This is a genomic window from Streptomyces sp. NPDC030798, assembly GCF_055572275.1.
Genome location: NZ_JBVIDR010000005.1, coordinates 220269 through 233069, shown reverse-complemented (window position 1 = coordinate 233069; position 12801 = coordinate 220269). Strand labels below are relative to the sequence as shown.

Genomic DNA, 12801 nt, shown 5'->3' with positions numbered 1-12801 from the left:
GCACCACAACTGACCGTTAGGGGAACGGATTTGCTTCATTCACCACCCCAAGATGCCGGGAATCTTGCCGTGAACAAACGAACGACGCCCGGCCGGGAAGGATCCCGGCCGGGCGTCGCGGTGGGCGTCGTGGCAGCTCCCGCGGGGTCGCGGCAGACCTCGGGCGCGCGGGTCAGTCGTTGGCGACCACGGGGTAGCGTGGCTCGTTCTCGGCCATCTGCCGCAGCGCGTCCTTGCGGTCCCGCTTGGACAGGCGGTCGATGTACAGGTAGCCGTAGAGGTGATCGGTCTCGTGCTGCAAACAGCGTGCGAAGTAGCCCGTGCCGCGGACCTTGATCGGGTTGCCCTTCTCGTCCTGGCCGGTCACCTCGGCGTAGTCGGGCCGGGCGAGCGGCGCGTAGGCGGTGGGCACGGACAGGCAGCCCTCGTTGCTGTCGTCCAGCCGGCGCTTGTCGGCGGGCAGGTCGACCAGCTTGGGGTTGCAGACCACGCCCACGTGCCGGACACCCTCGTCGTCCGGGCAGTCGTAGACGAAGACCTTCAGGTCGACGCCGATCTGGTTGGCGGCCAGGCCCACGCCCTCGGCGGTGCGCTGGCTGGCGAACATGTCCGCGACGAGCTGCTCCAGCTCGGGGCCGAACTCGGTGACGTCCTTGCACTCCTTGTGCAGCACCGGGTTGCCGACGACCGTGATGGGCCGCGAGGTCCCGCGCTCGCGCCAGGCGGTCTCGCGCTCCTCGCAGTCCTCCGTGTCGACGACATAGCCCTCGTCGTCGACGGGGAGCACGCCCGCGTGCTGCTGATCGGTGTCCTGCTGCGCCATGACCGACGTACGCCTTCCTCGGAAAAACAGGGGGTGAAGTTGCTGCTACAGGGTACGTGGACGCGCCCCGAAGGGGCGCGGGGAACGGCGCGACCAGCCACGACGAGCCTGCGGCCGGCCGAAGCCCTCAGCACACCTCTTCCAGATCCCTCCAGTCCCGGGAATCAGGGCTGTCGGCGACCCACCCGTCCAGCAGCCCCCGGACCAGCGAGGCCGGCGCGGCCACTCCGCACTCGCGCTCCGGCACCCACAGCTGCCCGTCCGTCCGGTGCCCCAGCGGCCCCGGATGCCCCGGCTCACTGTGGTCGTGCGGGTCCAGATGCACCCCCTCGCCCTCGTCGGACGGCATCCGCGACTCCGAGCACATCCGGCACAGCAGCCGCACCGACGACGACCAGTCCTCCGCGGCGAACCCCGCGTCGGCGGCGAGCTGCTCCAGCGCGTCCCGGTCGGCCTCCGTGGCGGCCTCCAGCAGGACCACCCAGGTGGGGACCGGCGAGGGCGCCCACAGCTCGATCTCGTCGAAGACCGGGAAGCTGTGCCCGTCGGACGTCGTGCGCTCGCCGTGCGGGACGCCGTCGTGCAGCACGACCTCGCCCCAGCGCCGTCCGGAGGAGGGCAGCGGGATGGACAGCACCTCGATCCGCGCCGGGTCCAGCCTGCGGCCCCACACCACCTCGGCCTCGCCCTCCGGGGACAGCCGTACGGCCGCGCTGCCCAGCTCCATGCCGAGCGGCTCCCCGGCGGCGGTCGCGCCGCCCGGCACCTTCAGCCCGTAGGCCTGCCAGGCGCGGCGGGCCAGCGGCCAGTCCTGCAGGGCGGTGGCGGCGATGCCGACGTTCCACCAGTCCGGCGCCCCGGCCTCCCGGTCGAGCAGCGCGACGGCGCGCAGTCCGGCGGCGCGCGCCTGCTCCCAGTCGTGCCGGAACTTGTGCAGCAGCGCGAGGTTGAACCAGGACTCCGACAGCCAGGGTTCCAGGTCGGCGGCGCGCGTCAGCAGCTCACCCGCGTCCTCGTACCGGCCGTCGCCGATCAGCGTGAACGCGCGGTCGGTGGCCTGCCGCCAGGAGGCGGAGGGCCGGTGCCGTCCCTTGCCGAAGATCCTCACGATTCCCGCCTGCCAGTTCCAGTTCCGCTCAGTGGGCTGGCTTGTGCCCCCGGACACCCTCTCCCTCGCATCCAACCACGTACGCGGGGACAGGCGCTCATTACCCATGGGTTACCCCGCCACCGGCAGGGTCAGACTGCCCCGGGCGAGAACCCGGGCGAGCGACTCCACGACCTCCGGAGCGTAGTCGCCGGCGGTGGCCAGGCGCAGCTCCTCCAGCGCGCGCAGCGGTCCGTCGGGACCGGCGTCGCGGGACTTCTCCTCGTAGGCGTTCACGGCACGGACGATCCGGGCGGCGAGCGGCTGCTCCGCGCAGGGGTCGGCCTGCCGCTCGACGACCACGGCGACCGTCTCGTCCACCCCGGTCTGCCGTACGACGGCCCCGCCGAGCAGGGCGATGCGGCGCTGTTCCGGTGCGGGCAGGGCGGCGGTGGCGCCCGCCGGGACCGGGTCGACGAGGCTGAGCTGGCCGATGTCGTGCATGAGGGCCGCGTACTCCAGGACGGTCAGCTCGGGCCGGGTCAGGCCCAGGTCCCGGCCGACGGCGAGGCTGAGGGCGGCGACCCGGCGGGCGTGCCCGGCAGGGGTGTAGCCGGCGATCTCGGTGGCCCGGGCGAGAGAGGCGATGGTCTGCCGGTAGGTGGCGCGGACGGCGGCGTAGCGGCGGACGGACAGCTGGGTGAGCAGCAGGGGCAGGCAGAAGACGGGCAGTGCCCACAGTCCGGCGACGCCGACCGCGAGCGCCATCACCGCGCCGGTCGCGCAGACGGCGAAGCCGATGCCGCGCAGCCCGCGCAGCTCGTCGCGCAGGAGTGCGCCGAAGGGCCAGCCGGTGCGGGCGTGGGCGAGGACGGCGGCGAGCAGGGCGTCGCACAGGGCGGTGAGCAGGAGCAGGGCGACCAGCAGCAGCGCGTACGCGGGGCCGTTCCACTGCGCGAACGCGCCGCGGTTCGAGAGGGGTTGGAAGCACAGGGCGGTGAAGCCGACGGTGAGGACGCGGCGGGCGAGGTGGTCGAGGGTGGGGCTGCGGCCGCACCAGATGTGCGGGACGCCGCCGAGCAGGGATGCGGCGAGGACGACGGTGACGACCTGGGCGGCGTCGTGCCCGGCCGGCTGTCCGGCGTCGGCGCCGAGCAGGGCGTAGGACAGCGATCCGGCGGTGCCCAGCGGCGCGGCCTGGCGCACCCGGGGTCCGCTCCACCTCGTCAGCTCGCCCACGGTGACGAGCATCCCGAAGGCGAGCGCGATGCCCCGGTCGTGCAGCCCGGTCCAGAGGGTGACGGCGAGACAGGCGGCGGCGGTGAGGACGGCACAGGCCTGGATGAGCCGCAGGGCGGTCACCGGGGTGCCCCGCTGCGGCTGCCGGTGCCGGGCTGCTGGGCGGGAATGCCGTGGGGCGTCTCGTCGGCGGTGACGGCCGGGTGCCAGCCGTGCCGGCGCAGGGCGCGGGCGAGGGCCGTGACCATGCGGGGGTCGAACTGGGTGCCGGCGCACCGCTCCAGCTCGGCGACCGCCGTCTCGACGGGGCGGGCCCTGCTGTAGGAGCGGGTGGAGGTCATCGCGTCGAAGGCGTCCGCCACGGCCACCACGCGGGCGCACTCGGGGATCTGAGCGCCCGCCAGCCCGTACGGGTAGCCGCTGCCGTCGAGGCGCTCGTGATGGTGCAGGATCGCCGCGCGGGCCTCGCCGAGGAAGGAGATCCCGCGGACCATCTCGTGGCCGTACTCGGGGTGCAGCTCGATGATCCGCCGCTCCTCGGGGGTGAGCGGCCCGTCCTTGCGCAGCAGCCGGGTGGGCACGCCCAGCTTGCCGACGTCGTGCAGGATGCCGGCGAAGCGCAGCACCTCGACGCGGTCGTCGTCCATGCCGAGTTCGCGGGCGATCAGCACGGAGGCGTGGCCGACCCGCTCGCTGTGCCCGCGGGTGTAGCCGTCCTTGATGTCGACGGCCTGCACGAGGGCGCGGATGGTGGCCTGATGGGCGGCCCGTTCACGGTGGTACTGGGCGAAGATCCAGCAGGAGACGCCCATCGGGAGCAGCACCAGCAGCGCGGCGACGGGCCCGTAGGGGCTGCGCCACAGCACGGCCATCATCAGCCCGGCCAGTCCGTGCACCGCGACCGGCGCGAGCGAGCGGGACAGCAGCCCGCGCCAGGCCCGGCGCAGCGGCACGTGCTCCACGGCGGCGAGGATGCCGCCGTCGAGGACGGTGAGCACCAGGCAGAAGGCGAGGACGGCGGCGCCGGCGGGCGCCAGGGCACAGGGGAAGTCGGGAGGTCCGACGGAATGCGGCCCGTCCAGTGCCTGGTGGACCTGGGCGGCGCTCCACACGGCGAGCGAGGGCCGCGCGGCCCGCCACACGCGCCGCAGCAGCACGGGCCGGTCCTGGACCCGCAGCAGCAGGGCGGCGGGCACCGGGACCAGCGCGGCGGCCGCAGGGGGCAGCAGGAACGCGCCGGCCAGCAGCACCGGGTAGAACGTTCCGCCCAGCCGGCGCCGCACCACGTGCTTGCAGACCGCGTACAGCGCGGCCAGCAGGGCCAGTTCGGGCCAGGGTGTGTGTGCGGCCCGCAGGGGCAGCAGGCAGAGCACGCAGAGCAGGGCGACCAAGGTCACATAGCCGCGTGCTCTCGCCGGAACCGCCTCCATCGCGCCCCTTCCCCGACCCTGCCCGTGCAGGCTCGGAGCCTAGGGCGGGCGTCGGGGGGCGCGCGGGCTCATGGCCCGAGGATTAGCACATTCGGGTGACGGACCACCGGGGTGCCGTCGAGGGCCTTCGCGCTCAGCTCTCCTGAGCCGTGGCGGTCACGTCGTGCTCGGGGACGGTCTGCCCGGAGCGGATGAGATCGATCCGTCCCATGACCTTGGCGCGCAGGTCGGCGGGCACGTCGTCATGGCCGCAGCACCGCTTGACCAGCTTCTTCACGGCCTGCTCCAGGCCGTACTTCTCCAGGCACGGCGAGCACTCCTCGAAGTGGTGCTGGAACTTGTCGCGATCGACGTCCGGCATCTCACTGTCGAGGAACTCGTACAGGTGGTCCAGGACCTCACTGCAGTCCGTCTCGTGCGGCTCTCCGCAGCTCATGAGCCCGAGCCTTTCGCTTCGTCCGACTCTCCGGCGCCGGCCGGGACGAGCCCGCGCTCACGGGCGTAGTCCTCCAGCATGCCGCGCAGCTGGCGGCGGCCCCGGTGCAGCCGGGACATCACCGTACCGATGGGTGTCCCCATGATGTCCGCGATCTCCTTGTACGCAAAGCCCTCTACGTCCGCGAGGTAGACGGCGATGCGGAACTCCTCGGGGATCGCCTGCAACGCTTCCTTCACGTCCGAGTCCGGCAGGTGGTCGAGCGCCTGCGACTCGGCGGAGCGCAGACCCGTCGACATGTGCGACTCGGCACGGGCGAGCTGCCAGTCCTCGATCTCCTCCGCGGCGGAGCGCTGCGGCTCGCGCTGCTTCTTGCGGTAGGAGTTGATGAAGGTGTTGGTCAGGATCCGGTACAGCCACGCCTTGAGGTTGGTGCCCTCGCGGAACTGGTGGAAGGACGCGTACGCCTTGGCGTACGTCTCCTGCACCAGGTCCTCGGCGTCGGCGGGGTTGCGCGTCATGCGCAGCGCGGCCGAGTACATCTGGTCGAGGAACTCGAGCGCGTCCCGCTCGAAGCGCGCGCTGCGCTCCGAAGTCGACTCCGGACTCGTCCCGGAGCCCGCCTCCGCGCTCACGCCCTGGCCCTCGGGCTGCTCCGCCTGGCCGTTGTCGGTCCCTGCGTCGGTACCGGTGACCGGACCCACCTCCTCAAGATCCCGGGCGGGACCGAAACCGGTCCCACTCGTTTCGGAGGATAGAACACGACCCGTGCCTGCCGCCGCTCGAAAAGGAGCGGTCCTGGCCGCGTGCAGCACCGTCCAGTCCAGATCGGTGCGGCGCTCACGGCTCGGGCAAAAGGTCGAACCCATGCGGCGGACTTCCTCTCCTGTGACGTCGGTGCCGGTGCTCGAACACCTCTGTGCGCCACAACAGTGGTCCGCCGCCGAACATTCCCGGGTCACCCGAGTGAGGCGACCCACTCCCGCACACCGTCGGTGATCAGTTCCAGCGCCCGCTCCTGGGTGATCTCCGCGCGCTTGGGCACGGCGAACCCGTGATCGCCGTACGGCACCTCGACCAGGTCGAAGTCGCCCTCGGGGAACTCCTCCGGCCTGCCGAAGGGGTCGTTGCCGCCCTGCACCACCAGCGTGGGCACCCCGGCGCCCAGCAGCTCCTCGGCGCGGGACTTCTCGGGCCTGCCCGGCGGATGCAGCGGGAAGCCGAGCGCGAGCACGGCGTGCGCGCTCAACTCGGCCGCCGTACGGCAGGCGACCCGGGCGCCGGCGCTGCGCCCGCCGGAGATCACGGGCAGCCCCATCCCGCACAGCGCCGGCCAGATGCCGCGCCAACCGGTGTCCAGGGTCCTGGGGGCGGGCGCGACCTTCTTGCCCGCCACCCGCCAGGGCTGCTCGACGAGGGCGACGGTCACGCCGTGGGCGGGCAGGGTCCGGGCGAGCGCCTGGAGGTCGCGCGCCTCGACGCCGCCGCCGGCGCCGTGGCTCGCGGCGAGGACCAGCGTGGGCTCGTCCGCCCGGTGCCAGGTGATGCGTGCGGTTCCGGCGTCGGTCTCGACAATCTCGATCACGCTAGAAGAGTGTGCCCTCTTCCGGCGCCTCCAGCTCCTTCAGCAGCTCCGGGCCGTTGTTGCGGACGTTGCTGACGGCCGTGGAGACCGGGTAGGCGCGCATCAGCCCCGGCCCCGGCGGCGCGAGCAGCTCCCGCAGGCCGTCCGGGTCGGTGCGGGCCGGGTCCAGCCAGGCGTCCCAGCGGTCCGGGGTGAGCATCAGCGGCATCCGGGGGTGGATCTCGGCGAGGGAGTGCGGGCCCTCGGCCGGGGCGACGGCCAGCGGGGTCCGCTCGGCCTCCGTGGTGATCACCGAGCAGGTCGCCCACCAGGCCCGCGGGTGGTCGTCGGGCAGCGTCCGGTCGCGCCAGAACTCGTACAGCCCGGCCATCGCGAACACCGAGCCGTCGGCGGGCAGCACGAAGTACGGCTGCTTGCGCGGCCGCTTCTTCCTCCCCTCGACCTCCAGCTCCCGCTCCTGGGTGCCGGTGACCCACTCGTAGTAGCCGTCGGCGGGAATGACGCAGCGCCGGGTGGCGAAGGCCCGGCGGTAGGCGGGCTTCTCGTGCACGGTCTCGGCGCGCGCGTTGATCATCCGGGCACCGCCCTCGGGCGTCTTGGCCCAGGACGGCACCAGGCCCCACCTCAGCTTGCGGAGCTGGCGAACCGGACGCGGCGAGTCCGCGTCTTTCAGGGGACGGTCGAGGACGGCGTAGACCTCCTTGGTCGGCGCCACGTTGTAGTCCGGCTCCAGGGTCTCCTCGGGCTCCCACTTCTCGATCTCAAAGATTCCTGCGAGATCCTCGGGCCCACGACTCGATGCATACCGTCCGCACATGCGTGCCACACTGCCAGATTCCGCAGCAAGAAGAGGGAGCCACCGAGAGAACATGGACAGCCTCGCCGCCATCGCGCTGCCCGGCCTCTGGGACCGGCTCACCGGCACCCAGCCCGACCCCGACCTGTGGGTGGTGCTCGCCACCCTGGTCGCCGCACTCGCCGTCGTCGTCCCGCACACGTTGTGGCGGATATCCCGCAACGCGATCACCATCGCGCACGAGGGCGGACACGGTCTGGTCGCCCTGCTCACGGGCCGGCAGCTCACCGGCATCCGGCTGCACTCCGACACCAGCGGCCTCACCGTCAGCCGCGGCAAGCCGTACGGCCTGGGCATGATCCTCACGGCGGCGTCCGGCTACACCGCTCCCCCGCTGCTCGGCCTGGGCGGCGCCGCCCTGCTCGCCGCCGGCCGCATCACCCTGCTGCTGTGGGCGGCGACCGCCCTGCTGGTGGCCATGCTGGTGATGATCCGCAACGCGTACGGCGTACTCACCGTGGTCCTGGCCGGCGGCGCCTTCCTGCTGGTGTCGTGGCTGGCGGGGCCGCAGGTGCAGGCGGCCTTCGCCTACGCGGTGGTGTGGTTCCTGCTCCTCGGCGGCGTACGGCCGGCCTTCGAGCTGCAGGCCAAGCGGTCGCGGGGAGGCGCCGGGGACTCGGACGCGGACCAGCTGTCCCGGCTGACGCACGTGCCGGCGGGGCTGTGGCTGTTCCTGTTCCACGCGGTGTCGCTGTGCTCGCTGATCGGCGGGGGCCGCTGGCTGCTGGAAGGTTGAGTCCGGCCCCTCCTTATAAAGTGGGCCCATGGCCCCGAACACCGCCCCCACCGCCCTCTGGCCCGCCCCGCACGCGAGCGGAGCCGTCGACGCGACGGTCCACGTGCCGGGGTCCAAGTCGGTCACCAACCGTGCCCTCGTGCTGGCCGCCCTGGCCTCCGAGCCGGGCTGGCTGCGCCGTCCGCTGCGCTCCCGCGACACGCTGCTGATGGCCGGCGCGCTGCGCGCGATGGGCGTGGAGATCGAGGAGACCGTGTCGTCGAGTTCCTCCGTCGCGGGCGGCCCCGACGGCACCGGCGAGGCGTGGCGGGTGCTGCCGACCGGCCTGCACGGCCCGGCCACGGTCGACGTCGGCAACGCCGGCACGGTGATGCGCTTCCTGCCGCCGGTGGCCGCGCTGGCCGACGGTCCCATCCGCTTCGACGGCGACCCGCGGTCGTACGAGCGCCCCCTGAACGGCGTGATCGACGCGCTGCGGGTGCTCGGCGCCCGGATCGACGACGACGGCCGGGGCTCGCTGCCGCTGACCGTGCACGGCGGCGGGGCACTGGACGGCGGCCCGGTGTCGATCGACGCCTCCTCGTCCTCCCAGTTCGTCTCGGCGCTGCTGCTGTCCGGCCCGCGCTTCAACCAGGGCGTCGAGGTCCGGCACACCGGCGCGACCCTGCCCTCCCTGCCGCACATCCGGATGACCGTGGACATGCTGCGCGCGGTCGGCGCCCAGGTGGACACGCCGGAGTCGGGCGGCGAGCCGAACGTGTGGCGGGTGACGCCGGGTGCGCTGCTCGGCCGGGACCTGACGATCGAGCCGGACCTGTCCAACGCCCAGCCGTTCCTGGCGGCGGCCCTGGTCACCGGCGGCAAGGTGCTGATCCCGGACTGGCCGGCCCGCACCACCCAGCCGGGTGACCGGCTGCGGGAGATCTTCACCGAGATGGGCGGTTCCTGCGAACTGAACGAGTACGGGCTGGAGTTCACCGGCTCGGGTGCCATCCACGGTGTCGACGTCGACCTGGGCGACGTGGGCGAGCTGACGCCCGGCATCGCGGCGGTCGCGGCGCTCGCCGACTCGCCCTCCACCCTGCGGGGCGTGGCCCATCTGCGGCTGCACGAGACGGACCGGCTGGCCGCGCTCACCAAGGAGATCAACGAGCTCGGCGGTGACGTCACCGAGACGGCCGACGGCCTGCACATCCGCCCGCGCCCGCTGCACGGCGGCGTCTTCCACACCTACGAGGACCACCGCATGGCGACGGCGGGCGCGGTCATCGGGCTCGCCGTCCCGGGCGTGCGGATCGAGAACGTGGCGACCACGGCGAAGACGCTGCCCGACTTCCCCGAGCTGTGGACCGGGATGCTCGGGCAGTAGGGACGACGCCATGCGCCACTACGGCAAGCACACCGATGAGGACAACATCCGCAGCCGTCCCCACCGCAAGGGCAACCGGCCGCGGACGAACATCCGGCCCAAGCACGAGGACGCGGCCGAGGGCATGGTCCTCACGGTCGACCGGGGCCGGCTGACCTGCCTCGTCGACGGCCGGACGGTGATGGCGATGAAGGCCCGTGAACTGGGCCGCAAGGCGGCCGTCGTGGGTGACCGGGTGGCCCTGGTCGGCGATCTGTCCGGCGCCAAGGACACGCTCGCGCGGATCGTGCGCATCGAGGAGCGCGCCTCGGTGCTGCGCCGTACCGCCGATGACGACGACCCCTACGAGCGGGTGGTCGTCGCCAACGCCGACCAGCTGGCGATCGTGACGGCCCTGGCCGACCCCGAGCCGCGCCCGCGCCTGATCGACCGCTGTCTGGTCGCCGCCTACGACGGCGGCCTCGAGCCGCTGCTGGTGATGACCAAGTCGGACCTGGCGCCGCCGGACAAGCTGCTGGAGCTGTACGGCGCGCTCGACATCCCGTACGTCGTCACCAGCCGCGAGGAGCTGGAGAGCGGGGACGCCGCCGACCGGGTGCGCGCGCATCTGGACGGCAAGATCACCGCGTTCGTGGGGCACTCGGGCGTCGGCAAGACGACCCTGGTCAACGCGCTGGTGCCGCAGGAGCGGCGCCGGGTGACCGGGCATGTGAACGCGGTGACCGGCCGCGGCCGCCACACCACCACCTCGGCACTGGCGCTGCCCCTCGGCAGTACGGGCGGCTGGGTCGTCGACACCCCGGGCGTGCGCTCCTTCGGTCTCGCGCACATCGACCCGTCCCGGGTGATCCATGCCTTCCCGGACCTCGAACCCGGCACGGAGGGCTGCCCGCGCGCGTGCAGTCACGACGAGCCGGACTGCGCGCTGGACGCGTGGGTGGAGGAGGGGCACGCCGACCCGTCCCGGCTGTACTCGCTGCGCCGGCTGCTGGCCACGCGGGAGCGCAGGGAGGGCGACTGAGCACCGCGTTGTTTGCGGGGGTCCCCCTCCGGTAAGTGCATAATCGCACCGAGCCGGAGATCCGGACCTACGGGAGGACCGCACATGGCGTGGCTGCTGGTCATAGTGGCCGGGATTCTGGAGACCGGTTTCGCCGTGTGCCTGAAGCTCTCCCACGGGTTCACCCGGCTCTGGCCGACGATCGCCTTCGCGTCCTTCGCGCTCGGCAGCTTCGGCCTGCTGACCCTCTCCCTGAAGAAGCTCGACGTGGGCCCGGCGTACGCGGTCTGGACGGGCATCGGTGCGGCCGGCACCGCGATCTACGGCATGGTGTTCCTGGGGGACCTGGTCTCGACGCTGAAGATCGTGTCGATCACGTTCGTGATCGTGGGGGTGATCGGGCTCCAGCTGTCGGGGTCGGCGCACTGAGGGGCTCACCGCCGGACGGCGCTCCGGCGGTCCGGTGTGGTCAGGCCGTCCGACTGGAGAGCGCGCCGCGTACCAGGCCGGCGATGCCGCCCTCCGGCGGGGGCGCGGACACACAGGACAGCGCGATCCGTACGACCAGCTCGCAGGAGCGCGCGAGCTCGGATGCGTCGACCTGCGCGGCCTCGGGTCCGCCCAGCACCGTCACCGCCCGGTCCCGCACGATCTGCACGAGGTCGCCCGGCGAGGGCAGTGGCCCGTCGGCCCGGCGCTGCGCGGGCACGGTGGAGGAGGACGGCACGCCGGAGAGCGTCGGCGCAGGCAGCCGCTCGCTCCAGCAGCCGGTGAGCAGGGCCCGCACCAGCACGTTGTCCCGGGCGGCGGCCGCCATCCACTCGGCGGTGGCGGTGAGCCGGTCACGCGGGTCGGTGGAGGCGGCGAGCGCGCGCTCGACCCCGGCGAGATACCCGTCGGCCTCCCGCCGCACCAGCGCTCTGGCCAGGCCCTCCTTGCTGCCGAACTCGTTGTACAGCGTCTGCCGGGACACCCCGGCCGCCGCGGCCACATCGACCATCCGCACCGCGGACCACGGCCGACGCGCGAGGGCCGTGTAGGCGGCGTCCAGTAGCGATTCCCGCGCTGCAGGCATCATCGCCTCCCTGGGGCGAGCGACTCTGCGCCCAGATTTGACGCGCTTTGATGCACTGTCAAGAGTCCGCGGCGCCAACGCACCGACGGAGCCACGGGCAGCGGACAGGCGCACCGGCGTCGCTGGGGGCACCGGGCAGCGGGCAGGCGCACCGGCGTAGCTGGGGGCAGGCGGCAGTCGTGCCGCTGGGGCGGCACGGGTGGGCGCAGCGGCACTCCCCTCACCCCAGCCGCCGGTACGGGGCACCGCCACCGCACCCCGCCCCCTGTAGCCCCGTACCGACCACGACAGATACCGTTCCACACATGCCGGACTACCTCGACGACCTCCGCCTCGCCCACGTCCTCGCGGACGCGGCCGACGCCGCCACGACGGCCCGCTTCAAGGCCCTCGACCTGAAGGTCGAGACGAAGCCGGACATGACCCCGGTGAGCGAGGCGGACAAGGCCGCCGAGGAACTCATCCGCGGCCAGCTCCAGCGCGCCCGCCCCCGGGACGCGATCCTCGGCGAGGAGTACGGCGTCGAGGGCACCGGCCCCCGCCGCTGGGTGATCGACCCGATCGACGGCACCAAGAACTACGTCCGCGGCGTCCCCGTCTGGGCCACCCTGATCTCCCTGATGGAAGCGGGAGAGGGCGGCTACCACCCCGTCGTCGGCGTCGTCTCCGCCCCCGCCCTGGGCCGCCGCTGGTGGGCCGCAAAGGGTCACGGCGCCTTCACCGGCCGCAGCCTGACCTCGGCGACCCGCATCCACGTCTCCCGCGTCGGCAAGCTGGCGGACGCCTCCTTCGCCTACTCCTCCCTCTCCGGCTGGGAGGAGCAGGGCCGCCTGAACGGCTTCCTCGACCTCACCCGCGAGGTCTGGCGCACCCGCGCGTACGGCGACTTCTGGCCGTACATGATGGTCGCCGAGGGGTCGGTGGACCTGTGCGCCGAGCCCGAGCTGTCGCTGTGGGACATGGCCGCCAACGCGATCATCGTCACCGAGGCGGGTGGCACCTTCACCGGCCTCGACGGCCGCCCTGGCCCGCACAGCGGCAACGCGGCCGCGTCCAACGGTCTGCTGCACGACGAGTTGCTGGGGTATCTCAACCAGCGCTACTGAGAAGCAAGGGACGCTTGCGCACGCCCTCAACTGGCCGCGTGCGCCCTCTTGTTGACCTC

At 72.9% G+C, this 12801-nt stretch carries 14 protein-coding genes; 5 read left to right on the top strand and 9 right to left on the bottom strand.

Translation table 11 applies throughout. The annotated features are described in order from the left end of the window. Positions 1-172: 172 nt before the first annotated feature. The 8 genes from def to ACZ404_RS14030 all read right to left on the bottom strand — a co-directional run bounded on the left by def (position 173) and on the right by ACZ404_RS14030 (position 7417). The gene (def, locus tag ACZ404_RS14065; RefSeq protein ID WP_468439404.1) at positions 173-823 is read right to left on the bottom strand and encodes a peptide deformylase; all 651 of its coding nucleotides are present in this window, start codon (positions 821-823) and stop codon (positions 173-175) included. Positions 824-950: 127 nt separating this feature from the next. Continuing rightward, positions 951-1931 carry a hypothetical protein gene (locus tag ACZ404_RS14060; RefSeq protein ID WP_468439402.1) on the bottom strand — a complete coding sequence of 327 codons (981 nt, stop codon included), beginning with the start codon at positions 1929-1931 and terminating at the stop codon, positions 951-953. Between the two features lie 111 nt (positions 1932-2042). Next, positions 2043-3272 (bottom strand): HD-GYP domain-containing protein, encoded by a 1230-nt coding sequence (locus tag ACZ404_RS14055; RefSeq protein ID WP_468439400.1) that lies wholly within the window; start codon positions 3270-3272, stop codon positions 2043-2045. Next, entirely contained in the window at positions 3269-4579 is a 1311-nt protein-coding gene (locus ACZ404_RS14050; RefSeq protein WP_468439398.1) for an HD-GYP domain-containing protein, read from the bottom strand. The genes ACZ404_RS14055 and ACZ404_RS14050 overlap by 4 nt, the downstream gene beginning before the upstream one ends. A 133-nt stretch (positions 4580-4712) precedes the next feature. Next, positions 4713-5015, bottom strand: a complete 303-nt coding sequence (rsrA, locus tag ACZ404_RS14045) for a mycothiol system anti-sigma-R factor (RefSeq protein ID WP_468439396.1) — start codon at positions 5013-5015, stop codon at positions 4713-4715. After that, complete coding sequence (locus ACZ404_RS14040) at positions 5012-5719, bottom strand: sigma-70 family RNA polymerase sigma factor (protein ID WP_468439394.1); 708 nt, start codon at positions 5717-5719, stop codon at positions 5012-5014. The genes rsrA and ACZ404_RS14040 overlap by 4 nt, the downstream gene beginning before the upstream one ends. Positions 5720-5973: 254 nt before the next feature. Then, a complete protein-coding gene (locus ACZ404_RS14035; protein ID WP_468439392.1) occupies positions 5974-6600 on the bottom strand; it encodes an alpha/beta hydrolase family protein in 627 nt (208 codons plus the stop codon). Position 6601: 1 nt separating this feature from the next. Next, positions 6602-7417: an SOS response-associated peptidase gene (locus ACZ404_RS14030; RefSeq protein ID WP_468439390.1), complete on the bottom strand. Its 816-nt coding sequence runs from the start codon at positions 7415-7417 to the stop codon at positions 6602-6604. Positions 7418-7469: 52 nt separating this feature from the next. On the opposite strand from ACZ404_RS14030, the gene ACZ404_RS14025 reads away from it, so the two are divergent. The 4 genes from ACZ404_RS14025 (at position 7470) to ACZ404_RS14010 (ending at position 10990) form a co-directional block, all read left to right on the top strand. Further along, positions 7470-8192, top strand: coding sequence for a M50 family metallopeptidase (locus tag ACZ404_RS14025; RefSeq protein ID WP_468439388.1), 723 nt, complete (start codon positions 7470-7472; stop codon positions 8190-8192). Between the two features lie 28 nt (positions 8193-8220). Beyond that, the gene (gene aroA, locus ACZ404_RS14020; RefSeq protein ID WP_468439386.1) at positions 8221-9561 is read left to right on the top strand and encodes a 3-phosphoshikimate 1-carboxyvinyltransferase; all 1341 of its coding nucleotides are present in this window, start codon (positions 8221-8223) and stop codon (positions 9559-9561) included. Positions 9562-9571: 10 nt separating this feature from the next. After that, positions 9572-10582 carry a ribosome small subunit-dependent GTPase A gene (gene rsgA, locus ACZ404_RS14015; RefSeq protein ID WP_468439384.1) on the top strand — a complete coding sequence of 337 codons (1011 nt, stop codon included), beginning with the start codon at positions 9572-9574 and terminating at the stop codon, positions 10580-10582. Between the two features lie 84 nt (positions 10583-10666). Beyond that, positions 10667-10990, top strand: a complete 324-nt coding sequence (locus ACZ404_RS14010) for a DMT family transporter (RefSeq protein ID WP_468439382.1) — start codon at positions 10667-10669, stop codon at positions 10988-10990. Between the two features lie 40 nt (positions 10991-11030). Here ACZ404_RS14010 and ACZ404_RS14005 read toward each other — a convergent pair whose 3' ends face one another. Next, positions 11031-11636 carry a TetR/AcrR family transcriptional regulator gene (locus ACZ404_RS14005; protein WP_468439380.1) on the bottom strand — a complete coding sequence of 202 codons (606 nt, stop codon included), beginning with the start codon at positions 11634-11636 and terminating at the stop codon, positions 11031-11033. 305 nt (positions 11637-11941) lie between these two features. On the opposite strand from ACZ404_RS14005, the gene hisN reads away from it, so the two are divergent. Then, positions 11942-12742: a histidinol-phosphatase gene (hisN, locus tag ACZ404_RS14000; protein ID WP_468439378.1), complete on the top strand. Its 801-nt coding sequence runs from the start codon at positions 11942-11944 to the stop codon at positions 12740-12742. The last annotated feature ends 59 nt before the right edge of the window (positions 12743-12801 follow it).